The sequence below is a fragment of the Acinetobacter sp. YH01018 genome, from assembly GCF_013420295.1.
GTDB lineage: Bacteria > Pseudomonadota > Gammaproteobacteria > Pseudomonadales > Moraxellaceae > Acinetobacter.
Map to the genome: position 1 here is coordinate 1 of NZ_VOYL01000030.1, position 24,548 is coordinate 24,548.

Consider the following 24,548-nt stretch of genomic DNA (forward strand, 5'->3'; position numbering starts at 1 on the left):
GCTTGGTCAGGAGAATTAGTTGTGCACGCTGTTCTAAGCTGAGTGGGACGGTAACAATCCGTGGCATGTGCAAACATCGTTTAACCAAAAATGTCTTTTCGCATGTTTAGTTGTTTTTGTCAACTTAAGTGTTTGAAAGATTCAAATGAGAGCTAATATTTCACTCCTATAAATTAAGAAGAGTAAAACTTAAAAAACAGAATGATTAATACACAATTTTAAATATTCAACACCTTTTAAATGAATGATTGTGGACTATAATTTTTTAAAAATGCAAAAATTAAATCCTCATCCACTCACGTTTTTGAAATTCAAATCATGTGAAAAAGATGAAAATCTTATACCTAAAAAGTATTACTTTAATTTTTATTTAGATTGGGAAGAAATATTTTTTAAAATCCAACTATAAAGATTTTTCCAGCTTCGACTGCAAATCACTGCTAAAGACTGCGTTCTTTTTGCTCTTCAATGCGAATTTCGATTAAAGACCATACAACAACCAGCATAAACAAACAAAATGCTAATAGAAAAGTCGAAACATACATCATTCTTTTCAATCCTCATTAAACCTAGGCCACATCGCGCCCTGTGTTTAAAAAATTTTATCTTCGACAAAAGTCTAATAGGTATTTTTTCATCTGAATAGTCACTATTTAGTCTTATTTTATATAACTTGATACATATTAAATCTTTAAGCTTAAGATTTAATATATAAAAGCAATTAATACACATATTTCATCCATCATATAATGCGTATCCATTTGGTTATTTTTAATTCATTAACACTTGACTACATACAAGAACAGGCAGAAATTAGCCAACTTTCATATAGTCAAATATCCCCTACATTCATGTTAAAAAAATTTATCGGTGAATCTGCATTTAAACTTGCAGGATGGAAATATCATGTTGAACCAGATGTACTTGAAGATAAGCAGGTTATTGTTGGATTTGAACATACATCCATGATGGATGCCGTGCTTTCACTGGCACTATTCCAGATTTATGATATAAAAATTCATACCCTGATTAAAAAAGAATTATTTAAAGGTCCCATGAAGCCTTTATTAGAAGCTATTGGGGGAATTTCTGTTGATCGAAAAGCAAATCAGGATATTGTTTCACTTATGGTTGAGCATTTTCAGCAGAATGAAAAATTCAATCTGGTGATTGCACCTGAAGCGACCCGTGCCAAAACGGGTGAATCTAGAAAGCCCATCCGTACAGGTTTTTGGTATATTGCCAAAGCCGCTGGTGTACCTATTGTTTTAATGTATGCCAATTCGCAAACCAAAGAAGGTGGTATTTTAGGCAAGATTTATCCAACAGAAATTAATCACGACCTGGCTTTGTTAAAACAGCTTTACAGAGAAAAAGTTGGACTGGATATTGTGATCCCTGAACCTAAAAACTAGTTGCTATTTGTTTAAAAACTCAAAATCTAGCTCTTTCTAAGAAAAAAGGGCTTATGGTAGAATTTGCATAATCTGATAGGCATAAGGCCAATCTACAAGGAGCATATTTCGCATGGCGGGTCATTCCAAGTGGGCTAATACTAAGCATCGTAAAGCAAAACAAGATGCGAGCCGCGCTAAAGTATTCACAAAATTCATTCGTGAAATTGTTACAGCTGCCCGTTTAGGCGGCGGTGATGTTGCGTCTAACCCACGTTTACGTGCTGTCGTTGAAAAAGCATTAGTCGCAAATATGACACGTGATACCATCAACCGTGCAATCCAGCGCGGTGTTGGCGGTGAAGAAAATGCCGATTTAAAAGAAATCACTTATGAAGGTTATGGTGTAGGAGGTGTTGCAGTTATTATTGAAACAATGACTGATAACTTAAACCGTACTGTGCCTGATGTTCGTCACTGTTTCTCTAAAACTGATGGTAACTTAGGTACTGCTGGCTCAGTTGCTTATATGTTTACTAAACGCGGTGAGATTACTTTTGAAGATGTTTCTTTAGAAGATCAAATCATGGATGTGGCTTTAGAAGCAGGTGCTGAAGATATTGAAGTTGATGAAGATGAAATCTTGGTCATTACCACTCCGGAAAGTTTTGGTACAGTTCAAGATGCTTTAGCCGCTGCCGGTCTTAAATCTGACAATGCTGAAGTTGTGATGAACCCTTCAACTAAAGCCTTAATTTCAGATATCGATCAAGCGAAAAAAATCGTCAAAATGATTGATATGTTTGAAGATCTGGATGATGTTCAAAACGTTTATACCAACGTTGAATTCACAGAAGAAGTGTTAGCTCAATTAGATGATTAATTCTTTTTCCACATAAAAAAACGCACCTGATGGTGCGTTTTTTTATGTGCTTTAAAGGCATTTTTATATAAAACTGCTACCTAAACTATAATTTCAAACCCGGTTCAGTAAGCCACTACAATTCAATACCTTGTATTCCTTAATCACAAAACTGGAATGTAATGCAACCACATGCTCAATTTTACCAATCCGCTTTAACAGAATTTCACTATAATTTTCCATATCTTTAGCCACCACTTCGACAATAAAGTCGGCGGATTGCCCGGTCACTAAAAAAGCCTTAATGACTTCAGGAATGCTTTCCAGTTCTTCTAAAAACTTGGCAAAAGTATCTGTATCATGTTTATTTAAAGACACCTGCAAAAGCACATGTAAACTGAAACCCAGCTTGGCATAGTTAATATCACGCTTTAAATGGGTCATGATATTGGCCTCAATCAGATGCTTGATCCGTCGATGAACCGAACTCACTGAGAGGTTAATACGCTCAGAAAGCTCATTCAAATTGACATCTTCATGACTCAATATTTCAAGAATCTGTTTATCAAAACGATCTAGTTCCATTTTGTACTCTTTTCAATAATCAATAGCTACACAAAATATTACATTAGCTTTGTGATATAGCAATTATTTATTTTTCACAAAATTTTAAGATTATGAAAATATTTTCCACAAGCCTTCCAGCTCATAAAGAAAGATCTTGATGCCTGCTTAAAGCACCCTGAGCCACTCAAAAATAAAAAACACTCAATGTTAATTTTAATTATATATTAAAGACTTATATCGAATTTAACACTCATCCAGTCAAGTGTCCTGCTCCGGATCATCACTCATCTTTTATATTTGAATAGAAATAGATTAAAAGGAAGATGTTCGACCAAAACCAAAAAATACAGTCATTTGATTTGCAATAATACGCGCTATAGAGTGCGTATTTTTATCGCTGGCTTTTAAACTCCACGCCAATCGACCCGTGCATTCCGTTCAGTGTGATAGATACGCAGCACATATTGTCCCAAGGGTAATGCCATTAAATATTCTTTATACTGTCGAAATTCTTCAGATAAAGTTTCGCCCTGTTCTTTTTCCCAAGGTGTCCCGGGAATTTCCAGAATTGGTGCAAGCATCGAACAGACCGCAATATCAGCAAAGCCAAGACGTTCACCAACAAAATAACGCCCATGATTCTCTATCAATCTTGTATTTAAATTCTGGATGATATTATCCATCTGCTGTTTAGATTCAGCCACTTTGTCTGCATTCAGTTGATAGCCTTTGGAAAGCAAGGCTTTGATAAGGGGTTTTGAATATTTTTCAAACTGGCGTAAATAGCCCTTTTCACCAATTAAGATATCTAAGGATTCCTCACTTTCCGACAAGGTATGGGCAAGCCCCCAACGGCGCACATGTCTACCCAGTTCGTTAGCAAGCCCATTGATTTCCAAAGCCAAGTGACGTTGTTGTGGATCGGCACGCAATAAAGAGTGTTCCGGATATACCTCATCCAGATATAAAGCTATTTCAGTCGAGTCGGCAATCCAAAGATCTTGATCACGTAAAATAGGCAATTTGTTCTGCCCTGTTTTTAGCTGTGCAAAAGCACGATGTACACCTGGCACCAAATTTTGTGCGACATAATCCAATTCTTTATGATCGAGCAACCAGCGCGCTTTTTCACAAAAATGAGATAAAGGAAACTGGTATAAAATTCGCATAAAAACTCCGCTTTTATTTTTTTAGTTCTGCCAAGTCAAAACCATCTAATTCAGTCGGATACTTTAGTCACCCTATCCCGGAATTACAATGTGCTTTTTATCCAAAATATCATCTTGGTACTATTAGTCATACGCTTTTTATTTTTATACATTTTTTTGTCTTGATTATCTTTAAAGCAGATATAAACCCATAAACTTCAAAAAATAAATGTTTAAAAAAATTCAAATCATGTTGTTTTTTAAACACTTAATATATGCAAAATAAATAAAAATCTTGCAGTTTTTATCTTAAACAGGATTTTTCATAAGCTTTGCAAAAGCAATTGCTTAATTTTGAACTGAATTACTTGTAGCGTTCTGATATCGATTTAAGGTGTCATTATGTCTCGTTTAATTTCTGAAAATGTTCATGTAATTGAAAACGATCTTGAAGCTATTCATGCTGCGTATCATGTCGCAGATTTTGCTTTGGAAGGTCGCAATGAACGTGATCAACAGCGTTTATTGCCTTTTGCTGAAATTGATCTATTCAGCCAGAAAGGCTTAGGTGGTATTCGTATTCCAAAGCAATTTGGTGGTGCTTTCGTTTCCAATAAAACATTGGCACATGTATTCCGCATTCTGAATAAGGCCGATTCCAGTGTAGGACAAATCCCACAAAATCAGATTGCGCTGTTGAATATGATCCAAATGATGGGTACAGAGCAGCAAAAACAGTTTATTTATCAAGAAATTTTACAAGGTAAACGCTTAGCCAATGGTGGGCCGGAACGTAATACCAAAGATACCAAAACCCTGGCAACCACATTAACTTTTGAAAATGGGCGTTATTTTGTCGACGGCGAAAAATTCTATTCAACGGGCAGCAGTTTTGCTCACTGGCTCGCGATTAAAGCTATTCATCCAGAAGGTTATGTAGTACTGACTATCGTCAATGCTCAGGCCAAAGGCGTGAAAGTGATTGATAACTGGAATGGCTTTGGGCAGCGTACCACTTCAAGTGGCACAGTTAGACTTGAGCATGTTGAAGTTGATCCGCTACTGATTTTTGATGAACGCCTGCTTTCCAGTCAGCCCAATTACCGCGGCGCGTATTCACAGTTATTACAGGTTGCCATTGATGTCGGTATTGCTGAAGCGGCCTTTGCTGATACCGTGACGGCGGTGCATAAAGCACGCCCGATTGTCGATGCACAAGTGGAAAAAGCCAGCTTTGAACACTATACCTTGCAGGAAGTCGGCAAGTCTGCGGTGCTATTGGATGCTGCCATTTTGCTGCTTGATGAAGCAGCTGAATATCTGGATGAACTGGATCGGCTTGAATCAGTCACTGATGAACAGGCGGCCAAAGCCTCTATTTTAGTCGCTGAAGCCAAGATTTATGCCAATGATGCTGCACTGCATATCTCGGAAAAATTACTGGAACTTGGCGGTAGCCGTTCCAGTCTGAGTCAGCACAACCTGGACCAGCACTGGCGCAATGCCCGTGTGCATACCCTGCATGATCCGGTGCGCTGGAAATTGCATGCGCTTGGGGATTATTACCTCAATCACACCCTCCCTGCCCGCCACGCCTGGATTTAAGGATATTTGTCATGACTTCATATCAAAACATTATTTCATTTCATCCCGAGCAATTGGCGCATGCACATATTATTCAATCCGATGCAGAAGCGCTGGAAATTGCACGCAATCTAGCGCAACAGTTCAAAGCTGGAGCCATTCAGCGCGATGCCGAGCGCATTCTGCCTTTTGAAGAAATCGAAGCCTATAGCCAGTCTGGACTCTGGGCCATTACCGTCCCAAAACAGTATGGTGGTGCAGAGGTCTCTAGCTATACCGTAGCGCAAGTGATTGCACTGATGAGTGGTGTAGATGGTTCCATTGGCCAGATTCCGCAAAATCATTTTTATGGCCTGGAGATCCTGCGCAATAGCGGCACCGAACAGCAAAAACAAAAACTCTATAGCGAAGTGCTAAAAGGTGCGCGTTTTGGCAATGCCCTGGCCGAGTTTAAAACCAAAACTGCTGCACAGCGTCAAACCGCGATACGCAAAACTGATCAGGGCTATGTGATTAATGGCGAAAAGTTTTATTGCACCGGCAGTTTATTTGCCCATCGCATTCCAACACTGGTGGTCGATGAACAAGATCAGCAGTTCCTAGCTTTTGTTCCGCGTAATAGCCAAGGTTTGACTTTAATCGATGACTGGAGTGGTTTCGGGCAACGTACCACAGGCAGCGGCACAGTGAAATTCAATAATGTGCAAGTGCTGGCTGAAGATGTAGTGCCATTTGATATTGCCTATTCAGAGCCAACCATCTCCGGCCCGTTTGCGCAATTGCTGCATGCCTCTATTGAAACCGGTATTGCCCGTGCCGCCTTTGAAGAAACTTTAAACCGTGTGCGTCAGGCCCGTCCGTGGATTGATTCTGGCGTAGATCAAGCCACCGATGACCCACTGACAAAGTTCGAACTGGGACGGATTGTCGCCGATGTACGTGCCTCTGAAGTTTTACTGAAACAGGCCGCCCGTTCAATTGATGCCGCCAGACCCGCACCGACCGCAGAAAATATCGCCAAAGCATCATTAGATGTGGCCAAAGTACGTGCACACAGTACCGAAACTGCCTTAAAAGCATCATCCAAACTGATTGAACTGGCCGGTAGCCGTGGTAGCCAACGCGAAGATGGTCTGGACCGCTTCTGGCGCAATGCCCGCGTGCACACGCTGCATGATGCTTCGCGCTGGAAATATTATTTCATAGCCAATCATATTTTAAATGGCGTATTGCCACCGCGCCGAGGGACATTGTAATGACAACAGCATCACAATCTGTACCCAAGAAAATCTTGTTAAATGCTTTTGATATGAACTGTGTCGGCCATATCAATCACGGATTATGGACCCATCCGCGTGATGAGTCGCAGCGTTTTAATGAGCTGAGCTACTGGACAGATTTAGCCCAAACCCTGGAACACGGCCTGTTTGACGGCCTGTTCATTGCCGACATTACCGGGGTGTATGATGTCTATCAAAACAATATTGACCTGACGTTAAAAGAATCAATTCAGTTGCCGAGTCATGACCCCAGTACTCTGGTTTCTGCCATGGCAGCGGTGACCCAGCATCTCGGCTTTGGGGTCACAGTCAATTTAAGTTATGAGTCGCCTTATCAGTTTGCCCGCCGTTTCGCCAGTCTGGACCACCTGACTCAGGGCCGTATTGGCTGGAATATTGTCACTGGGTATCTGGACAGCGCACAGCGATTAATTGGTGAAAAAGGCTTAAAAGACCATGACCTGCGCTATGAGCAAGCCGAAGAGTTTGTACAACTTTGCTATAAATTCTGGGAAGGTTCCTGGGAAGATGAAGCCGTTGTAAAAGACAAGAAAAACCGGATATTTACCGACCCTGCCAAAGTACATCAGGTCAATCATCAGGGACAGTTTTACCAAAGCCAGGGCGTGTTTCAAGTTTCCCCTTCCATTCAGCGCACCCCGGTGTTATTTCAGGCAGGTGCTTCACCGCGTGGAATGGCATTTGCCACCCAACATGCGGAAGGCATGTTTATTGGCGGTGATCAGCCTGCAAAAATCAAAAAGCAGGTCGATCAGATTCGTCAGCAAGCTGCCGATCAAGGACGTCATCCTGAAGATATTAAAATCTTTGTCGGCATTACCGTGGTGACTGCGGAAACTGATGAACTGGCACAGCAAAAGCTGGATGAATATCGCGCTTATGCCAGTCCTGAAGCAGGTTTGGCGCACTTCTCCAGTTCTGTCGGCATTGACCTGTCCAAATTTGACGATGATGAAGCGATCCCTTACCAAAAGACCAACAGCATTGCATCAGTCAACAATAAATTTAAAGAACAGCACATCAGCAAAAATGATTTAAAAGCTCAGCATGTATTAGGTGGTCGTTATCCCCTGATTGTCGGGAGTGGTGCAACTGTGGCTGAAAAACTGATTCAGCTGATCGATGAAACCGGTATTGATGGCTTTAACCTGACCCGCACCGTTGCCCCTGAGTCACACCATGACTTTATCCGTCTGGTGATTCCTGAATTGCAGCAGCGTGGCCGTTATAAAACAGCCTACGAACACGGCAGTTTAAGACACAAACTGTTTAATCAAGGCAACCGACTGTCGACCTCACACCCAGTTCAGCAATTTCGATGTCCAAGCTCCGCCTCAACTTCGAACTCTAACTTAAAGCAAAAACAATCCGCATAAATTTTGAGGTGCAACATGGCACAAACAGCAAAAACCAAACTGACCATTATCGGGGTGATTATTACCGCAGTCATTATTGGACTGGTGGTCTGGAATCAACAAAAAAAAGCCGCTTCGGATGAACTGGTGATTGGCATTAGCCCTTCATTTGCCAAGCCTTTACAGGTGGCAGCAGTCGAGGCCAAACAGCAAGGCCTGAATGTGAAACTGGTGGAATTTTCCGACTGGAATACGCCCAACATTACCCTGAATCACGGTGATATTGATGCCAATTTCTTCCAGCATCAACCCTTTTTGGATAATGCCAAAAAAGAAACCGACTTTAAAATCAAAGCCTTTGCCAAAGGTGCAGCCACGCATGTGGGTTTGTATTCCAAAAAAATCAAAAGCTTTGATGAGTTAAAAGATGGCGCGAAAGTTGTGGTTCCAAACGACCCTGTAAACCAAGGCCGTGCTCTACTTTTATTGCAACAGGCAAAACTGATCACCCTGAAAGACCCTAAAAACCATCTGTCTAACCTGAAAGACATCGCAAGCAATCCGAAAAACTTGCAGTTTGTTGAAGTCGAAGGTCCACAAACCGCACGTGCCATTGATGAGGTCGACCTGGCTTTTGGTTATCCGCACTACTTGCGTTTAGCCAAAACCGCTGATCCCGAACAGGCACTATTATTTGACTCTAACAAGGACAACCGTTATGCCATCCTGTTTGCCGTGCGTGAGGATTACCAAGATAAAAACGACAAGCTGAAAAAATTTGTCGAGATCTATCAAAACTCACCAAAAGTGAAACAAGCTTTGGATGCAGATTTCGGTGCCAAACTCTGGTTCCCGGGCTGGAAATAAGGGGTTAAATCATGTCTCAAGTTTCCAAACTGAACCTTAAAAAACTGCTGCTGGGTCTCACTGTCCTTGTCATCATTGCAGGATTAATAACCTATCGTTATGTGAAAAACCCGCAACAGGATAATGTCCTGACGATTGGTATTAGTCCGCCTTATGCAGAACTATTACAGACAGTTGCAAAAGAAGTAGAGAAAGACGGCATTCATGTCAAACTGGTGGAGTTTTCAGACTGGCAGGCTCCCAATGTTGCGGTACAAAATGGCGACATTGATGCCAACTTTTTCCAGCAAAGCGTGTTTTTAAAGAATGCGATTCAACAGACCCGTTATGACCTGCATGCTTTTGGCATAGGCAGTGGCAGCCATGTCGGTTTGTATTCCAAGCAATATAAATCCTTAGAGGCCTTGCCACAAAATGCACGTGTGGTGATTCCCAGTGATCCTGTGAACTCGGCTCGTGCATTAATTTTGCTGCATCGTGCAGGTCTGATTCAAATCAGAGATATCCATAATGAGCTGTCAACCCTGCAAGATATTGTGGCCAATCCAAAACAGCTTAAATTTTTAGAAGTGGAAGGTCCGCAAACGGCTCTGGCCTATGACGATGCCGATTTGATTTTTGGTTTTCCGCATTATTTAAATATGGCGAAAAAAGCCGATCCTCACAGTGCCCTGTTTTTAGACCCGGTGGACAAGAAATACGCCATTCTTTTTGTGACCCGAAAAGATTATGTCGATCACGATAAAAAACTCGAAACCTTTGTCAAAGCTTTCCAGAACTCTGCAAAAGTAAAAACAATTTTAGACCGGGATTTTGGTACGGGCATGTGGTTTGAAGGCTGGAAATAAGGTGAATACTATGGTGAGTTTTGGTTCTCAGGTGGACTTTTCCGTCCCGCATATCAAGATCAGAAACCTGAACAAATATTATGAAGTACAGGGTAAATCGGTACATGCCTTGAAAAACATCAACCTGGATATTCCTGAAGGAAAAATCTTCGGGATTATCGGCAAAAGTGGTGCAGGCAAATCTTCCTTGCTGCGCACCTTAAATGGTCTGGAACAGATCAGTGAAGGTCATATTCACATTCACCAGCAAGATCTGGCTGAACTAAAACATGCTGAACTGATCCGGTTGCGTCAGCGTATTGGCATGATCTTCCAGCACTTTAATTTAATGTCGGCCAAGACCGTATGGGAAAATGTTGCCCTACCCCTCAAAGTCGCCAACTATAACAAAGATGAGATTGAAGCTCGGGTCAATGAAGTCTTGCAACTGGTCGGTTTGAGTGAAAAAGCACACAACTATCCGTCCCAATTATCGGGCGGACAAAAGCAGCGTGTCGGGATTGCCCGGGCGCTGGTTCACCATCCGGAAATTTTGCTGTGTGACGAAGCTACTTCGGCCTTGGACCCGGAAAGTACTTCTGTGGTGCTGTCCCTGCTCAAGGAAATCAATCAGAAACTCGGCATCACCATTGTGCTGATTACTCATGAAATGCAGGTCATTCGTGAAATTTGCGATCAGGTGGTGGTGATTGAACATGGTGAAATTGTTGAAGCGGGTGAAGTGTGGTCGGTCTTTTCTAATCCACAGCAGCAGATTACTCAGGAATTGCTAAATCTGGAACAGCTGGAATTGCCTTTTTCGCTAACGCCAGAGATTATTGCCGACAGTTCACATAGCATTTTAAAACTGCGTTATGCCTCCAGTGTTCAGCATTCACCAGATTTGAAAGTGATTTTCGAGCAATTTGAAACATCGGTTCATCTCTATCAAAGTCATATCGATAGCATCCAGAACCATCTGGTTGGCAGTTTTATTGTGGCAATTCCCGATCTACATGTAGATACCACACTACTCCAGCAGAAATTAAAACAGTACATTGCACAGATTGAGGTCATTGGCTATGCACGACCAGCTCATTGATTTATTACTTAGCGGCACCATTGACACCTTATTGATGGTGGGGGTATCCGCCCTGGTTGCCTTTATCATTGGCTTGCCTATCGCTGTCATTTTAGTCAGTACTGCCGAACATGGCATCTATCCTTCCAAAAGCGTCAATCACGCTTTAGGCTGGGTAGTTAACATTACCCGTTCAGTACCGTTTTTAATTTTAATGGTAGCACTCATTCCATTGACCCGCTGGATTGTCGGCACCAGTTATGGGGTCTGGGCTGCGGTAGTGCCTTTAACCTTGGCAGCCACACCTTTCTTTGCCCGCATTGCAGAAGTCAGTTTACGCGAGGTCGATCAGGGTCTGATTGAAGCCGCCCAAGCGATTGGCTGTAACCGCAAGCAGATCATCTGGCATGTGCTGCTACCTGAAGCGCTGCCCGGGATTGTGGCAGGCTTTACCGTGACTTTGGTGACCATGATCAACTCATCGGCGATTGCTGGTGCCATTGGCGCAGGTGGTTTAGGCGATATTGCCTACCGATATGGTTATCAGCGTTTTGACATGCAGATTATGCTGGCCGTGATTGTCGTGCTGGTGATTCTGGTCATGCTGGTTCAGGCCACGGGCGATTCCATCTCCAGCCAACTGGATAAACGCAAAATTTAAATCCCTATCCATTTTATGAGTTTTCAACAAAGCATCCAGCCATGACCTGACTTTGTCATGGCTTTCATGTAAAATCAGCGGCAATTTTTAAATAACACGTTGTGAGTCATTTCATGGGTTTTAATTGCGGTATTGTCGGCTTGCCGAACGTTGGTAAATCTACACTTTTCAATGCATTGACTAAAGCTGCTATTGCTGCAGAAAATTTCCCGTTCTGTACCATCGAACCAAACACCGGTATTGTTCCTGTACCTGACCTGCGCATGGACAAACTTGCGGAAATCGTTAAACCACAACGCGTGCTTCCAACCACGATGGAATTTGTGGATATTGCCGGTCTGGTTGCCGGTGCATCTAAAGGTGAAGGTTTGGGTAACCAGTTCCTGGCCAACATCCGTGAAACAGATGCCATTGCTCACGTGGTTCGCTGTTTTGAAGATGAAAACGTGATTCATGTAAACGGTAAGATTGATCCTCTGGATGATATTGCAACCATCAATACCGAACTTGCACTGGCTGATCTGGAAACTGTGACCAAAGCCGTAACGCGTTTGGCTAAATCTGCAAAAGGGGGCGACAAAGATGCTGTTGCCACTAAAGCGGTACTAGACAAAATTTTGCCTTTACTGGATGAAGGTAAACCTGCCCGTGCAGCCAATCTGGATGATGATGAACGCAAACTGGTACGTGGTTTCGGTTTAATGACTTTAAAACCAACCATGTATATTGCCAACGTGGCTGAAGATGGTTTTGAAAACAACCCTCATCTGGAAGCGGTTAAAAAATTGGCCGCTGAAGAAAATGCCATTGTGGTTCCGCTGTGCAACCAGATTGAAGCTGAAATTTCATTGCTTGAAGATGAAGACCGCGCTGAATTTTTAGAAGCAATGGGCATGGAAGAACCAGGCCTGAACATCGTGATTCGTGCCGGTTACAGCCTGCTTGGCTTACAGACTTACTTTACTGCGGGTGTGCAGGAAGTTCGTGCCTGGACCGTCAAAGTCGGTGCTACTGCGCCTCAAGCAGCGGGTGTGATTCATACTGACTTCGAAAAAGGCTTTATCCGCGCTGAATGTATTGCTTATGATGACTTCGTGCAATACAACGGCGAAGCTGGCGCGAAAGAAGCCGGTAAATGGCGTTTGGAAGGTAAGACTTATGTGGTTCAGGACGGTGACGTGCTGCACTTCCGTTTTAACGTTTAAACCATTCTGACGTTTCAAAACAGTTTAAAGCCAGCATGATGCTGGCTTTTTTATTTAGAGCTGTTTTCAGTTCAGATTCACGGTCTTGGCATCCATTACAGCGCGTTGCTTACGAGCTTCTGCCAGCATACGTTGCTCCAGCTCTTTCCGAAACCCGAACATAAACACCATTTCAGCCAAGACAAATAAAGGGCCGATCGCCAGACCAATCACATCATCCATAAAAGCCGGTTTTTTCTTTTCATAAAAATGGCCCACAAACTGGAATACCCATCCCACCACAAAAATGCCAATACTCAAGCTTAACCAGACCGTCGTATCCAGCTGCGCAATCCTGTAAGCAGATGGATAAGCAAGCGCATAGATGAGCAACATGATCAGGCCAAAGATACGGTCCAGACTGAGATAATACACTATACTTGCCAGTAGTAATCCTAAAGCCAAAGTCAGCTCGACACCTGAAATGACCACACCGGCATGTGCAGTCAGACACATGATTGAAAATACAATCAATGGAATACCCACAAAATGGGTATAAATATTTTTCTGGTCCAGATGATAGGCGGCATACTGGCTCAGTAATTGTTCTAATTTGGTCATGACCGTCTTCCTTGTTAGACTTATATTTTCATTTCACTATATAAAAAAATACCAGGACAAGTTGTCAGCTAGCCGACAACTCAGATTAAAAAGGAATAAAAATGCTCGAACCCATTTATATTAAACATTTAGAGCAGAATATCTGGTTTGCACAATTGCCTGCGGTATTTAAGGATTTTATTGTGAACTGTGCTGTGCAGCAGCGTTTTGACAAGGAACAAAGCATCTTCCGTTCAGGAGATATATTTAATGGGATCTATGCCGTTTTAGAAGGTGCGGTTCGCCTAGGTTATATTGACATTCATGGCAAGGAATCGGTGGCTGCCATTGTTGAACCGGTTATGTGGTTTGGCGAAATCTCGCTGGTGGATGCCCAGCCCCGTTCGCACGATGCGATTGCAACGCAAAAAAGCCTGCTCCTGCATATACCGAGTACCGCACTACAATCCCTGCTGCAACAACATCCAGTTTTTTGGTATCACATTGCGCAACTGACCAGTCAAAAATTGCGCTTTGCTTTTTTAGAACTGATTTCCATTCAAACGCAAAGCATCAGCCAGCGTTTGGCACAACGCCTGATGTTTATTTTAAATGGCTATGGCAATCATTTAAGTATTGAAAACAATGTCATTCATTTATCCCAGGAACAACTGGCACAAATGCTGACCTGCTCCCGACAAACCATCAATCAGGAACTACAAGCGTTGGAACAGCAAAATATTTTGTGCGTATCTTTTAAGAAAATTGAAATTTTGGATGTAGCGGAACTGCATCGCATCGCGCATGCCTTTCCCAATACTTAAATCGGAAGATGAATGAAATTTTAAACTATGAAAATAATTCAGAGATGTATACCGTTGCAGCATAAGCCATTTTATGGCCAAGCATGACAGGTGAATAACTTGCCTGATGATGGATTTATTTTACACATCGTGCTTATGAACGTAATTGGCACACATTGACATCATCAAAACCATTGGTGCATGGCGCAACTTCATATTCATTGTCCGATGATGACTGGATGGCTTGTAGCGGCTCTGCAGCTGTGGCAACACTACTCAAAGCACTTATAACGACAGCTATACTTATAGATAAAAACACTTTATTTAACATCATTATTACTCCTGATCGTTACTAAAGTTAAATACATTTAGAATTAAATTGAATTTTTCATCATAAAAACACAAATTATTATACATAATTTATCATTTTAAGATAATTCTATATATTTATCAGATTATCGTTTTATTCTCTTACTCATTCTTTAAAACTATAACAAAAAGAAAATACCATGACATTTAAGGCATAAAAAAACGAGGCCTTTGCCCCGTTTTTATTTTTTAAACTCCGACCTTTTTCGGATCGGTATTGCCCAGCTGCGGATGCTCAATCGCATCCTTACATTGCTGTTTATCACGTTCGTAATCGGCCTGTTTCTGGGCCACTGAGCTAGATTGATCCATCGTCTCACGCGCCCAGATTTCCAGACTGGTCAGGGCTTTACGGCAGAGCGCATATTTACCTTCAGTCACGGAATCAGTCATTTTGACATTAATGCGCCAATCCGTGCTGAGCTTGCGTGCAGGTTTACGGACCTGTTCTTCCAATACATCCAGTTTTTTGGCATAGACCAAACCATCCACCTGATTAATGAATTTCCAGGCTTCGTTGGCATAAGTGGTGGCATCATTGGTCAGCTTGGGTGCCGGCTTAATTTCAGGTTTTTCAGTATTCTTACTGTCATTTCCACAAGCCTGTAGCAAAACACTACTGCATAATAAAGAAACAATCAGCATTCCACGCGTCTTCAACATCCTCATATCAGGCTCGCTTAGATAAACAATTCGGCACTATGCTAGTGAATTCGAGTACAATACTCAATCATCATTTGACCTGTTGTTCAACTCTCCCGCAAAGGTGTGTCGTGTCTGAGCACAAAATCCCTCCAGTTCAAGCTGCCGGCTTTTGGCAAGGTGCTAAAGACAGCCAAGCCATTATTTTTACTTATCTTCCTGTTTCATTTGCTTTTGGTGTTTCGGCCAGCCAGTTCGGTTTTAGCTCTTGGGAAGCACTATTTCTATCCTGCTCCATGTATGCCGGTGCCAGCCAGTTTCTGGTCGTGGCTTTACTGGGTAGTGGTACATCTATATGGATGACTGCCCTCACCGTGATTGCGTTAGATATTCGTCATGTACTTTACGGTCCGGCCTTGCAAAACCTGATTCAGGACAAGCTGAATTTAAAGAAAACTGCCGTCTGGGCTTGGGGCCTGACCGATGAAGTGTTTGCCTCGGGCATGATTAAACTGTCACAACGCCGTCAGGAATGGTCAGAGTCCTGGATGCTGGGCTTGAGCCTGTTTAGCTGGATGTCCTGGGCTTTAGGTTCTTTCCTGGGTGGATTGTTTGCCGACCAGGTCAGTGCCTTACCGCAGTTTTTACAAGCCGCGCTGGATTTCTTGCTGCCAGCCTTATTCCTCAGCTTCCTGCTCGCTGCCTTTGAAAAGAAACATACCTTTATTGTCACGGTCTGTTTAATTGTTTCCGCGATTGCCTGCTATTTCATTAATTTGTCAGCAGCCATTTTTATTGGTATCTTATCCGGTATTTTGGCTGGCCTATTTAAACACTATGTTTTAAAACAGCATGATGATGCATTGGGAGAAGCCCATGAATCTTGAAATTATTCTGGTCGGGATCATTGTCGGCATTGCCAATTTTGCTTCGCGTTTTGGTCCTTTTTATGTCATTCAAAAACATCAGCAAAATTCTCAAAAGCGTGGCTCAGTCTGGATCAGAATAGCTTTAGGCAGTATTGGCATTGCCGCGATCAGTTCCATGCTGGTGGTGGCAACTCTCCCCCCCTTGATGGAAAGCCCCAATAAAAGCTTCGCCATGCTTGTAGGTTTCCTGACCTTAACCGGGCTCTATTTTAAGTTTAAGAAGATTGTCCCGGCGACTTTAACCGCCGCCTTGACCTATGGTTTGATTTACACTTATCTGCCCGTTTCCTTCTAAGTGTTTTAAAAGTCTCCTCTTTTTAAAGGGGCGACTTAGCGGGAGTTAAAATTAAGGCTAGAGATCACTTTATAAATAAAATTGTTGGACAATATCATTATTTTATGTGAATCCGGGCTTAATTCACCAATCAGTTCTGCTATGCTAAAAGTCCATAAAATCAAGCATGGATGATTTACATGAGCGTGACTATTGGTACTCCCCTTCAAGCTTCTGCCTTTAAAGTTTTGTTATTAGGTTCAGGAGAGCTAGGTAAAGAAGTGGTGATTTCTTTGCAACGTTTAGGTGTAGAAGTTCATGCAGCAGACCGTTATGACCATGCTCCTGCCATGCAAGTTGCACATTATGCTTATACCTTGAATATGGCAGATGCCGAAGAACTCAAACAACTGATTGAAAAAATCAAACCCAATCTGATTGTGCCCGAAATTGAAGCCATCGCAACTCAGGTTCTGGTTGAAATCGAACAACAAAATATTGCCACCGTGATTCCTTCAGCAAAAGCCGTCAACCTGACCATGAACCGCGAAGGCATTCGCCGTCTGGCAGCAGAAGAACTGGGCTTGCCGAGCTCAGCTTACCGTTTTGCCGACTCGATTGAATCATTCCGTGCAGCCTGTGATGACATTGGCTATCCCAACTTTGTTAAACCGGTAATGTCTTCTTCCGGCAAGGGACAATCACGAGTTAAGAACTTTGATGAAGTCGATGAGGCCTGGGAATATGCGCAAACCGGTGGCCGGGTCAATCAGGGTAAAGTGATTGTGGAATCACAAATCGATTTTGACTTTGAAATTACCTTGCTCACAGTTCGTGCCAAAAATGCTGAAACAGGTGAAATCGAAACCCAATACTGCGACGCGATTGGACACCGTCAGGACTCTGGCGATTATGTCGAAAGCTGGCAACCTCAGGCCATGACTCCAGTGGCTTTAGAAGAAGCTAAGCGCATTGCACATAAAGTCACGGCTGCTTTAGGCGGCTGCGGTATTTTCGGCGTGGAACTGTTTGTCAAAGGCGATAAAGTATGGTTTAGTGAAGTATCTCCACGTCCGCATGACACAGGGCTTGTTACCCTTGCATCGCAATTCCAGAGCGAATTTGAATTACATGCACGTGCCATTTTAGGTCTGCCGGTAAATACATCTCGTCATAGTGTTGCAGCCAGTGCCGTCATTTATGCAGGCGTTGATGATCGCAATTTGTCTTTTTCTGGCTTAAATCTTGCTTTAGCCAACCCAAACACCGATTTACGCCTTTTTGGTAAACCCGAAGGTTTTAAACGTCGTCGTATGGGGGTCGCAACTGCACGTGCTGAAACAACAGATCAGGCACGTAAACTTGCACTAGAGACTGCGTCTCAAGTCAGTGTTCAACAAAACTAAACTTGTAACCTTATTAACGGACCACTGTTCATGATCAATACTTCTCCACTGCTGAATTACGTTAAAAGTAACCATGACATTCAGGCGATCAATCAATGGCGCACCGATGTTGAAAATCAGCTTCAGGAAAGTTTTGAAAATGGACAGTCAATCCGGGAAATTATCCTGGCCCGCTCCCATTTGATTGATGAAGCCCTGGAGTTTCTCTGGAGACATGCTGAACTTGACCAGACCGATCTGGGCCTGTTTGCCGTGGGTGGTTATGGCCGTCGGGAAATGCTGCCTTATTCCGATGTCGATATCATGATTTTATCGGAAAATGATATTACTGCCGAGCAGGAAAAACTGATTTCTACTTTTATCTCCTCGCTTTGGGATGTCGGTAATTTCAAACCCGGTATTAGTGTACGCACCATTTACGAATGTGTGGAACAGGCCACCAATGATTTGACCGTCGCGACTGCGCTGATTGAATCGCGTTTAATTAGTGGTAACCGGCATTTGGCCAAATGGCCACGCCGTATTGTTTCGCAAACCTGGACCGATAAAACCTTTTTTGATGCCAAAATGGATGAGCAGGCAAAGCGCTATGCTCAGCACAACAATACCGAAAGCAATCTGGAACCGGACATTAAAAATGCGCCGGGAGGCATCCGCGATATCAACCAGATTGGCTGGATTGCCAAACGTCACTTCCGGGTCAACCGTATTTATGACCTAGTGCATTTAGGCTTTATTTCAGAGTTCGAACTGGGTGTGCTAGAAGAAGCTGAAAGCTTTTTATGGGAAATCCGTCATCATCTGCACCGCCTCACCAAACGCGATGAAAACCGCTTATTGTTCGATTATCAGCGTGATATTGCGGCCCTGTTTGGCTATACACGTGAAGAAGATAAATCGCCGAATTATCCGATTGAACAATTCATGAAGCGTTATTATCGTAGCGCACAGCAGGTATCCACCTTAAATGAAATGCTGCTGGCTTACTTTAATGAATCTGTGATTACCCCACGTTTGCCCAACTACGAACGTAAAATTGAAGAAATTAACGAAAATTTCAAACTGGTCGATGGCAAACTGGCGGTACAGCATCATAAAATTTTCTCGGAACGTCCCAGTGCAATCCTGGAAATCTTCTATTTATTGGCAAATCGCCCTGAAATTGAAGGCATCCGTGCCCGCACTTTACGTCTGCTCACCCTTGCAGCCAAACGCATCAATCAAGATTATCGCGATAATCCCGAACACCAAGCCCTGTTTATGGCGATCATCCGTTCACCGCATCGCCTGTATGATACGCTGGTGGCGATGAAACGTTATGGCGTGCTCGGCAATTATATTCCGGCCTTTGGGCAAATTATGGGACTGATGCAATATGACCTGTTCCACATCTATACCGTAGATGCCCATACCCTGTTATTGCTGCGTAATTTAAACCGCTTTAAAGAACCTGAATTTGCCAAAGATTTCCCGGTGGTCAGTTCAGTGTTCCAACGCCTTCGCCGTCGCGACATTGTTTATCTGGCAGCCCTGTTCCATGACATCGCCAAAGGCCGTGGCGGTGACCATAGTGAACTGGGTGCAGAAGATGCGATTGCATTCTGCCGGAAACATGGCTTTACCGAACGTGAATGCAATCTGGTGGCCTGGCTGATTCAAAGTCATTTACTGATGTCCATGACTGCACAGAAAAAAGATATTTCCGATCCGGATGTAGTTCAAGATTTTGCTGAAAAACTCGGTGATATGGAGCATCTGGATTATCTGTATACCTTAACTGTTGCAGATATTAACGCGACCAATCCCAAACTCTGGAATACCTGGCGTGCTTCCTTAATGCGTCAGCTTTATACCCATGCACGGGATGTGATTCGTACCGGTCTTGGACATCCGGTGGATTATCAAATGCTGATTGAAGACACCAAATTTGCTGCCAGTGAATTATTGGTCAATGACTTCTCTCTGGCCAATGTCGAAAAAGTCTGGCAAGAACTGGGCGATGAATATTTTATTAAAGAATCAGCCGATGAAATTGCCTGGCATACCCGTGCCATATTGCAGCATGGCAACAACACCGAACCTCTGGTCTTGATGCGTGCCCATCGCCAGTCGGCACAAGATGCGGTACAGATCTTTATTTACACTCAGGATCAACCGAATCTATTTGCCACCACCGTTGCCATTTTGGACCGGATGAATCTGGACGTTCAGGATGCACGGATTATCACCGCATCAACGGCCTTTAGTCTGGACACCTATGTGGTGTTAGATCGTTTTGGTACCTTGCTGACCGACCCTGAGCGTGAACAGACGGTTATTGATGCTTTGGTCAAGGCGTTAAGCGAGTCAGATAAATACCCGGGCTTAATGCAACGTCGTATTCCACGCCAATTACGCCATTTTGATATTGAAAATACCGTGGATATCACCCTGAATGCCGCTTTACAGCAAAACATGGTTGAAATTGCAACGCTCGACCATCCGGGTTTACTTGCTAAAGTAGGTGGTTTATTTATGATGCAGGGTTTAGATATTCATTCTGCTAGAATTGCTACCTTGGGTGAGCGTGCAGAAGATATTTTCTTTGTCACCAAAAAAGATGGTAAGCCAATGACTGATTCAGAAGCTGAAATTTTTGCTGCCCAATTGAAGTCAGCTCTGGATGAAGCCTCAAGTCTAGTCTCTGGTCACCACTAACTTAAATTTACGCGGTATCGATTTCATGAACTCAAGTTTGTCATTATTGCATCCTTATCCTTTTGAAAAGTTAAATAAGCTTTTTCAGGATATCCAAACTGCAGATTTACCCCTTATTGCCTTATCAATTGGTGAGCCAAAGCATCCGGCACCCGAGTTTGTAAAACAGGCCATTATTGACAACTTCCAGCATTTATCGACTTACCCGAACAGCAAAGGCTTACCTGAATTACGTCAAAGCATTGCCAACTGGCTCACACGTCGCTTCAAGCTCAATAGCATCAGTGCAGAGAGCAATGTATTGCCAGTTTCTGGAACTCGTGAAGCCATTTTTTCTTTTGTTCAGGCTTTAGTGAACCGTGAAGATACCCCTTATGTGGTGATGCCAAATCCTTTCTATCAAATTTATGAAGGTGCAACCTTGCTTGCGGGTGCCAAACCTTACTTCATTAATTGCACAGAAGAAAATAACTATCTGGGTGATTTTGATGCGGTTCCTGCAGAAGTGTGGGAAAAAACTGCATTGCTATTTGTCTGTACCCCAGGCAACCCGACTGGTGCAGTATTGTCAAAAGAGCAATTTAAAAAACTGATCGCACTTTCAGACCAGTACAATTTTGTCATTGCCTCAGATGAATGCTATTCAGAACTCTGGTTTGATGAGGCACCAGTAGGCTTGCTTGAAGTCTGTGCTGAAATCGGCCGTGATGATTACAAAAACTGTGTGGTGTTCCACTCCCTGTCTAAGCGTTCAAACCTGCCGGGTATGCGTTCCGGCTTTGTTGCCGGTGATGCCACTTTACTGAAACCATATTTACAATACCGTACCTATCATGGTGCTGCCATGCCGGTTCAGCACCAGCTGGCGTCAATCGCGGCATGGGATGATGAAGTGCATGTAGAAGAAAACCGTAAGTTATACCGTGCCAAATTTGAATTATTTCAAAATGAACTGGGACATTTACTGCCACTGAAAAAACCGGATGCAGGTTTCTATTACTGGTTAAAAGTAGACAATGATGAAACTTTTGCCAAAATGCTGATGGAAAAAGCCCATATTAAAGTTCTGCCTGGCCGTTATCTGTCACGTGATACCGAACAAGGCAATCCGGGTGAAAATCATGTCCGTATGGCATTGGTCGCCGATATCGCACAATGTGAACAAGCCATTCAGCGTCTTAAAGCCATTCTTTAATGAATTAAAGAGACAATAAGATCAAGCATCATCCACTGTTTCACCAGTGGATGATTGGCTTATAGTGTATGGATTAAATGACCTGTTGATTGCATTTGTGAAAATGAAATAGATTTCTAAGCCTGTAAAATAAAATAGGGCGATTCATGAATCGCCCTATTTTATTTATTTTCTATTATTCCAGCTTACTGCGCTAAAGCTGCTTCAATTTCACTTTCCAGCTCTTCAGGTTTAGTGGTGGGTGCAAAACGATTGAGCACCTTGCCATCTTTGCCAATCAAGAATTTGGTAAAATTCCATTTAATGCCATTGCCTAAAATTCCCTTGCTGTTATTGGTCAAATAGCGGAATAAAATATGGGCTTCAGGCCCTTTTACATCCACTTTGGCAAACATCGGGAAACTCACGCCGTAATTTTTTTGGCAGAATGCACCAATCTGTTCATTGGAACCCGGATCTTGCCCACCAAACTGGTTACAGGGAAAGCCCAATACCTCAAATCCCTGATCCTTGTATTTTTCATACAACTTTTCAAGACCTGCAAACTGGGGAGTAAAACCGCATTTACTTGCGGTATTTACAATTAATAAAACTTTACCTTGATAATCGGCAAATGATTTATTTTTTCCATCTAACAACTCAGCCTCAAACTGATAAATGTTGGTCATGGATAGGTTTCCTCGTCACTTTTTTCTTGTGTTTTTAATTCTAAAGAAGCTGAATTTACGCAATAGCGCAATCCTGTAGGTTGTGGACCGTCCTCAAAAACATGGCCTAAATGTGCGCCACAATGATGGCAAACAATTTCAGTTCTGACCATACCATGCGTCGAATCCTGATGTTCTTCAATGACCGAACTATTTACAGGGCGATAAAAACTTGGCCAGCCACTACCACTGTCATATTTAGTTTCGGAAGAGAATAATTCTGTCCCACAGCAACGGCAAAGATAAGTCCCTGCCTGCTTGGTATTCCAATACTTACCGGTAAATGCTGGCTCCGTCCCCTTTTGTCGCGTAATGCGAAACTCGTCTGGTGATAACTCTCTTTGCCATTCTCTTTCTGTTTTATTGAGTTTTCCCATGATGACGTCCCTTTATATCGTGCTATTTAAAATAGGATAATCGTATATTTACGTCATTCAATCTTAAATTTCTAGTCTTTATTCAACAATTTACAAAATCAATATAATGATTCAAAAAGCAAAAAGTAAGCAAATATAAAATTATGGTAAGCAATTCTGAAAATTAAATGCTTTTTTGTAAGCAAATTTAGTGTTAGGCTTAATCCTACTCTTGCTCAGGATTAAAAAATGTCGCAGAAAAAGAGCGTAATTTTTAAAAATCTGCTGCCTGTGATTAAACAATATCAACAGACAGGTTTTACGCATGAAAAAATTGTTGCTTTACTCAGAGATGAACATCATCTCGATCTGGTAACAACCGAGACATTTAAAAGCTATTTATACCGTTATGCAAAAGTGACCTCCACTCTTTCCGAGAACATAAAAATGCCGAACACTTTCCACACCCCACGCGAAATTAAAAAATCGTCTAAGCTCGAGCATGTATGCTACGACATTCGCGGACCTGTGTTACGAGCGGCCAACGAAATGGAAGAAGCAGGGCATAAGATTATTAAACTGAATATCGGTAACCCTGCCCCATTCGGTTTCGAAGCGCCGCAAGAAATTATTAATGATGTGGCTTTAAACCTGCCCAATGCGGTAGGTTATACCGATTCAAAAGGGATTTTCCCTGCGCGTAAGGCAATCTGTCAGTATTACCAGCAAAAAGGCATTCTCAACATGCATGTGAATGACGTGTATGTAGGTAATGGGGTGTCTGAACTGATCGTAATGGCGATGCAGGGCTTGCTGGATGACGGCGATGAAATGCTGGTGCCAATGCCGGATTATCCATTATGGACAGCTGCCGTAAACCTGTCTGGGGGTACTGCAATTCATTATAAATGTGATGAAGAAAACTTCTGGTATCCAGACATTGCGGATATGGAAAGTAAAATCACACCCAATACCCGTGGTATTGTGATTATCAATCCAAACAACCCGACTGGTGCAGTATATCCACGTCATGTATTGCAACAAATTGTTGATCTGGCAAAAAAATATGACCTGATTTTGTTTGCTGACGAAATTTACGACAAAATTATTTACGATGGTATTGAGCATGTTGCTGTTGCTGCGCTTGCTGGTGACCAGCTCTGCATCTCGTTTAATGGTCTGTCTAAAGCGTATCGTATTGCAGGTTTCCGTTCAGGCTGGATGGCCATTACTGGTGATAAATCACGTGCCTTAGACTATATTGAAGGATTGGACATGTTGGCATCGATGCGCCTCTGTGCCAACCATCAGGCGCAATATGCCATTCAAACTGCTTTAGGCGGTTATCAGTCGATTAATGACCTGATCCGTCCGGGTGGCCGTTTATATGAGCAACGCAATATTGCCTGGGAAATGCTAAATGACATTCCGGGTGTCTCTTGCGTAAAACCGGAAGGTGCCATGTACTGTTTTCCTAAACTGGATCCGGAAATTTACCCAATTGAGGATGATGAAAAATTCATGCTCGACTTATTGCGTGCGGAAAAAGTGTTACTGGTTCAAGGAACCGGTTTTAACTGGCCGACTCCAGACCATTTCCGTGTGGTGTTCTTGCCTGCCGAAAATGAATTACGTGAAGCGATTACCCGTTTAGGTCGCTTCCTGTCAAAAATGCGCTAATGTCCTGATTTCTGAAATCGCAAAAAAACCGCGCTATATAGCGCGGTTTTTTTATGACT

General features: G+C 42.7%; 24 protein-coding genes. 17 read left to right on the forward strand and 7 right to left on the reverse strand.

Features of this window, described 5'->3' with window-relative positions; translation table 11 throughout:
• Positions 1-851 precede the first annotated feature (851 nt).
• Both FTT83_RS10660 and FTT83_RS10665 read left to right on the forward strand, forming a co-directional pair.
• Positions 852-1,415, forward strand: coding sequence for a 1-acyl-sn-glycerol-3-phosphate acyltransferase (locus FTT83_RS10660; RefSeq protein ID WP_086195139.1), 564 nt, complete (start codon positions 852-854; stop codon positions 1,413-1,415).
• A 112-nt stretch (positions 1,416-1,527) separates the two neighbouring features.
• A complete protein-coding gene (locus tag FTT83_RS10665) occupies positions 1,528-2,277 on the forward strand; it encodes a YebC/PmpR family DNA-binding transcriptional regulator (RefSeq protein ID WP_086195054.1) in 750 nt (249 codons plus the stop codon).
• A gap of 93 nt (positions 2,278-2,370) precedes the next feature.
• On the opposite strand, the gene FTT83_RS10670 is transcribed toward FTT83_RS10665, so the two are convergent.
• The gene (locus FTT83_RS10670) at positions 2,371-2,841 is read right to left on the reverse strand and encodes an Lrp/AsnC family transcriptional regulator (protein WP_086195053.1); all 471 of its coding nucleotides are present in this window, start codon (positions 2,839-2,841) and stop codon (positions 2,371-2,373) included.
• A 386-nt stretch (positions 2,842-3,227) separates the two neighbouring features.
• The gene (locus tag FTT83_RS10675) at positions 3,228-3,992 is read right to left on the reverse strand and encodes a glutathione S-transferase family protein (protein ID WP_180176594.1); all 765 of its coding nucleotides are present in this window, start codon (positions 3,990-3,992) and stop codon (positions 3,228-3,230) included.
• Positions 3,993-4,373: 381 nt separating this feature from the next.
• Here FTT83_RS10675 and FTT83_RS10680 point away from each other — a divergent pair, with 381 nt between their 5' ends.
• From FTT83_RS10680 to ychF, 8 genes are all read left to right on the forward strand, one after another.
• Entirely contained in the window at positions 4,374-5,576 is a 1,203-nt protein-coding gene (locus FTT83_RS10680; RefSeq protein ID WP_180043499.1) for an SfnB family sulfur acquisition oxidoreductase, read from the forward strand.
• Between the two features lie 11 nt (positions 5,577-5,587).
• The gene (locus FTT83_RS10685; RefSeq protein ID WP_180043501.1) at positions 5,588-6,811 is read left to right on the forward strand and encodes an SfnB family sulfur acquisition oxidoreductase; all 1,224 of its coding nucleotides are present in this window, start codon (positions 5,588-5,590) and stop codon (positions 6,809-6,811) included.
• Positions 6,811-8,232, forward strand: coding sequence for an LLM class flavin-dependent oxidoreductase (locus FTT83_RS10690; protein ID WP_180043503.1), 1,422 nt, complete (start codon positions 6,811-6,813; stop codon positions 8,230-8,232). The genes FTT83_RS10685 and FTT83_RS10690 overlap by 1 nt, the downstream gene beginning before the upstream one ends.
• 15 nt (positions 8,233-8,247) lie before the next feature.
• Positions 8,248-9,078 (forward strand): MetQ/NlpA family ABC transporter substrate-binding protein, encoded by an 831-nt coding sequence (locus FTT83_RS10695; protein WP_180176595.1) that lies wholly within the window; start codon positions 8,248-8,250, stop codon positions 9,076-9,078.
• 11 nt (positions 9,079-9,089) lie between these two features.
• Positions 9,090-9,926, forward strand: coding sequence for a MetQ/NlpA family ABC transporter substrate-binding protein (locus FTT83_RS10700; protein WP_180043507.1), 837 nt, complete (start codon positions 9,090-9,092; stop codon positions 9,924-9,926).
• Positions 9,927-9,936: 10 nt separating this feature from the next.
• The gene (locus FTT83_RS10705; protein ID WP_180043537.1) at positions 9,937-11,007 is read left to right on the forward strand and encodes a methionine ABC transporter ATP-binding protein; all 1,071 of its coding nucleotides are present in this window, start codon (positions 9,937-9,939) and stop codon (positions 11,005-11,007) included.
• Complete coding sequence (locus FTT83_RS10710; RefSeq protein WP_180043509.1) at positions 10,988-11,647, forward strand: methionine ABC transporter permease; 660 nt, start codon at positions 10,988-10,990, stop codon at positions 11,645-11,647. Before FTT83_RS10705 ends, FTT83_RS10710 begins: the two co-directional genes overlap by 20 nt.
• A 113-nt stretch (positions 11,648-11,760) precedes the next feature.
• Positions 11,761-12,852, forward strand: a complete 1,092-nt coding sequence (ychF, locus tag FTT83_RS10715; protein ID WP_086195044.1) for a redox-regulated ATPase YchF — start codon at positions 11,761-11,763, stop codon at positions 12,850-12,852.
• A 66-nt stretch (positions 12,853-12,918) separates the two neighbouring features.
• Here the strand turns inward: ychF and FTT83_RS10720 are convergent, their stop codons facing one another.
• The gene (locus FTT83_RS10720) at positions 12,919-13,452 is read right to left on the reverse strand and encodes a DUF962 domain-containing protein (protein WP_180043511.1); all 534 of its coding nucleotides are present in this window, start codon (positions 13,450-13,452) and stop codon (positions 12,919-12,921) included.
• Between the two features lie 101 nt (positions 13,453-13,553).
• On the opposite strand from FTT83_RS10720, the gene FTT83_RS10725 reads away from it, so the two are divergent.
• A complete protein-coding gene (locus FTT83_RS10725; protein ID WP_180043513.1) occupies positions 13,554-14,255 on the forward strand; it encodes a Crp/Fnr family transcriptional regulator in 702 nt (233 codons plus the stop codon).
• Positions 14,256-14,388: 133 nt separating this feature from the next.
• On the opposite strand, the gene FTT83_RS10730 is transcribed toward FTT83_RS10725, so the two are convergent.
• A complete protein-coding gene (locus tag FTT83_RS10730) occupies positions 14,389-14,568 on the reverse strand; it encodes a hypothetical protein (protein WP_180043495.1) in 180 nt (59 codons plus the stop codon).
• A 224-nt stretch (positions 14,569-14,792) separates the two neighbouring features.
• The gene (locus tag FTT83_RS10735) at positions 14,793-15,272 is read right to left on the reverse strand and encodes a hypothetical protein (RefSeq protein WP_180043515.1); all 480 of its coding nucleotides are present in this window, start codon (positions 15,270-15,272) and stop codon (positions 14,793-14,795) included.
• A 104-nt stretch (positions 15,273-15,376) separates the two neighbouring features.
• Between FTT83_RS10735 and FTT83_RS10740 the strand changes: the two genes are divergently transcribed.
• The 5 genes from FTT83_RS10740 (at position 15,377) to dapC (ending at position 21,746) form a co-directional block, all read left to right on the forward strand.
• Positions 15,377-16,132, forward strand: a complete 756-nt coding sequence (locus FTT83_RS10740; protein WP_086195040.1) for an AzlC family ABC transporter permease — start codon at positions 15,377-15,379, stop codon at positions 16,130-16,132.
• Positions 16,122-16,469, forward strand: coding sequence for an L-valine transporter subunit YgaH (ygaH, locus tag FTT83_RS10745; RefSeq protein ID WP_180043517.1), 348 nt, complete (start codon positions 16,122-16,124; stop codon positions 16,467-16,469). Before FTT83_RS10740 ends, ygaH begins: the two co-directional genes overlap by 11 nt.
• Positions 16,470-16,639: 170 nt before the next feature.
• Positions 16,640-17,854 (forward strand): formate-dependent phosphoribosylglycinamide formyltransferase, encoded by a 1,215-nt coding sequence (gene purT / locus FTT83_RS10750; RefSeq protein WP_180043519.1) that lies wholly within the window; start codon positions 16,640-16,642, stop codon positions 17,852-17,854.
• 30 nt (positions 17,855-17,884) lie between these two features.
• A complete protein-coding gene (gene glnD / locus FTT83_RS10755) occupies positions 17,885-20,551 on the forward strand; it encodes a [protein-PII] uridylyltransferase (protein WP_180043521.1) in 2,667 nt (888 codons plus the stop codon).
• Between the two features lie 25 nt (positions 20,552-20,576).
• On the forward strand, positions 20,577-21,746 hold the full coding sequence (gene dapC / locus FTT83_RS10760; protein ID WP_180043523.1) for a succinyldiaminopimelate transaminase: 1,170 nt from the start codon (positions 20,577-20,579) through the stop codon (positions 21,744-21,746).
• Positions 21,747-21,931: 185 nt separating this feature from the next.
• On the opposite strand, the gene FTT83_RS10765 is transcribed toward dapC, so the two are convergent.
• Together FTT83_RS10765 and msrB are read right to left on the reverse strand one after the other, a co-directional pair.
• Positions 21,932-22,414, reverse strand: a complete 483-nt coding sequence (locus FTT83_RS10765; RefSeq protein ID WP_180043525.1) for a glutathione peroxidase — start codon at positions 22,412-22,414, stop codon at positions 21,932-21,934.
• Positions 22,411-22,830, reverse strand: coding sequence for a peptide-methionine (R)-S-oxide reductase MsrB (msrB, locus tag FTT83_RS10770; RefSeq protein ID WP_086195034.1), 420 nt, complete (start codon positions 22,828-22,830; stop codon positions 22,411-22,413). Before msrB ends, FTT83_RS10765 begins: the two co-directional genes overlap by 4 nt.
• Before the next feature lie 228 nt (positions 22,831-23,058).
• Here msrB and FTT83_RS10775 point away from each other — a divergent pair, with 228 nt between their 5' ends.
• Entirely contained in the window at positions 23,059-24,489 is a 1,431-nt protein-coding gene (locus FTT83_RS10775) for a pyridoxal phosphate-dependent aminotransferase (RefSeq protein ID WP_180043527.1), read from the forward strand.
• Positions 24,490-24,548 lie beyond the last annotated feature (59 nt).

Excerpts from the sequence above, each read along its gene's own strand:
- FTT83_RS10660 (WP_086195139.1), top strand. The coding sequence starts at position 852 with ATGTTAAAAAAATTTATCGGTGAATCTGCATTTAAACTTGCAGGATGG.
- FTT83_RS10665 (WP_086195054.1), top strand. The coding sequence starts at position 1,528 with ATGGCGGGTCATTCCAAGTGGGCTAATACTAAGCATCGTAAAGCAAAA.
- FTT83_RS10670 (WP_086195053.1), bottom strand. The coding sequence starts at position 2,841 with ATGGAACTAGATCGTTTTGATAAACAGATTCTTGAAATATTGAGTCAT.
- FTT83_RS10675 (WP_180176594.1), bottom strand. The coding sequence starts at position 3,992 with ATGCGAATTTTATACCAGTTTCCTTTATCTCATTTTTGTGAAAAAGCG.
- FTT83_RS10680 (WP_180043499.1), top strand. The coding sequence starts at position 4,374 with ATGTCTCGTTTAATTTCTGAAAATGTTCATGTAATTGAAAACGATCTT.
- FTT83_RS10685 (WP_180043501.1), top strand. The coding sequence starts at position 5,588 with ATGACTTCATATCAAAACATTATTTCATTTCATCCCGAGCAATTGGCG.
- FTT83_RS10690 (WP_180043503.1), top strand. The coding sequence starts at position 6,811 with ATGACAACAGCATCACAATCTGTACCCAAGAAAATCTTGTTAAATGCT.
- FTT83_RS10695 (WP_180176595.1), top strand. The coding sequence starts at position 8,248 with ATGGCACAAACAGCAAAAACCAAACTGACCATTATCGGGGTGATTATT.
- FTT83_RS10700 (WP_180043507.1), top strand. The coding sequence starts at position 9,090 with ATGTCTCAAGTTTCCAAACTGAACCTTAAAAAACTGCTGCTGGGTCTC.
- FTT83_RS10705 (WP_180043537.1), top strand. The coding sequence starts at position 9,937 with ATGGTGAGTTTTGGTTCTCAGGTGGACTTTTCCGTCCCGCATATCAAG.
- FTT83_RS10710 (WP_180043509.1), top strand. The coding sequence starts at position 10,988 with ATGCACGACCAGCTCATTGATTTATTACTTAGCGGCACCATTGACACC.
- ychF (WP_086195044.1), top strand. The coding sequence starts at position 11,761 with ATGGGTTTTAATTGCGGTATTGTCGGCTTGCCGAACGTTGGTAAATCT.
- FTT83_RS10720 (WP_180043511.1), bottom strand. The coding sequence starts at position 13,452 with ATGACCAAATTAGAACAATTACTGAGCCAGTATGCCGCCTATCATCTG.
- FTT83_RS10725 (WP_180043513.1), top strand. The coding sequence starts at position 13,554 with ATGCTCGAACCCATTTATATTAAACATTTAGAGCAGAATATCTGGTTT.
- FTT83_RS10730 (WP_180043495.1), bottom strand. The coding sequence starts at position 14,568 with ATGATGTTAAATAAAGTGTTTTTATCTATAAGTATAGCTGTCGTTATA.
- FTT83_RS10735 (WP_180043515.1), bottom strand. The coding sequence starts at position 15,272 with ATGAGGATGTTGAAGACGCGTGGAATGCTGATTGTTTCTTTATTATGC.
- ygaH (WP_180043517.1), top strand. The coding sequence starts at position 16,122 with ATGAATCTTGAAATTATTCTGGTCGGGATCATTGTCGGCATTGCCAAT.
- purT (WP_180043519.1), top strand. The coding sequence starts at position 16,640 with ATGATTTACATGAGCGTGACTATTGGTACTCCCCTTCAAGCTTCTGCC.
- glnD (WP_180043521.1), top strand. The coding sequence starts at position 17,885 with ATGATCAATACTTCTCCACTGCTGAATTACGTTAAAAGTAACCATGAC.
- dapC (WP_180043523.1), top strand. The coding sequence starts at position 20,577 with ATGAACTCAAGTTTGTCATTATTGCATCCTTATCCTTTTGAAAAGTTA.
- FTT83_RS10765 (WP_180043525.1), bottom strand. The coding sequence starts at position 22,414 with ATGACCAACATTTATCAGTTTGAGGCTGAGTTGTTAGATGGAAAAAAT.
- msrB (WP_086195034.1), bottom strand. The coding sequence starts at position 22,830 with ATGGGAAAACTCAATAAAACAGAAAGAGAATGGCAAAGAGAGTTATCA.
- FTT83_RS10775 (WP_180043527.1), top strand. The coding sequence starts at position 23,059 with ATGTCGCAGAAAAAGAGCGTAATTTTTAAAAATCTGCTGCCTGTGATT.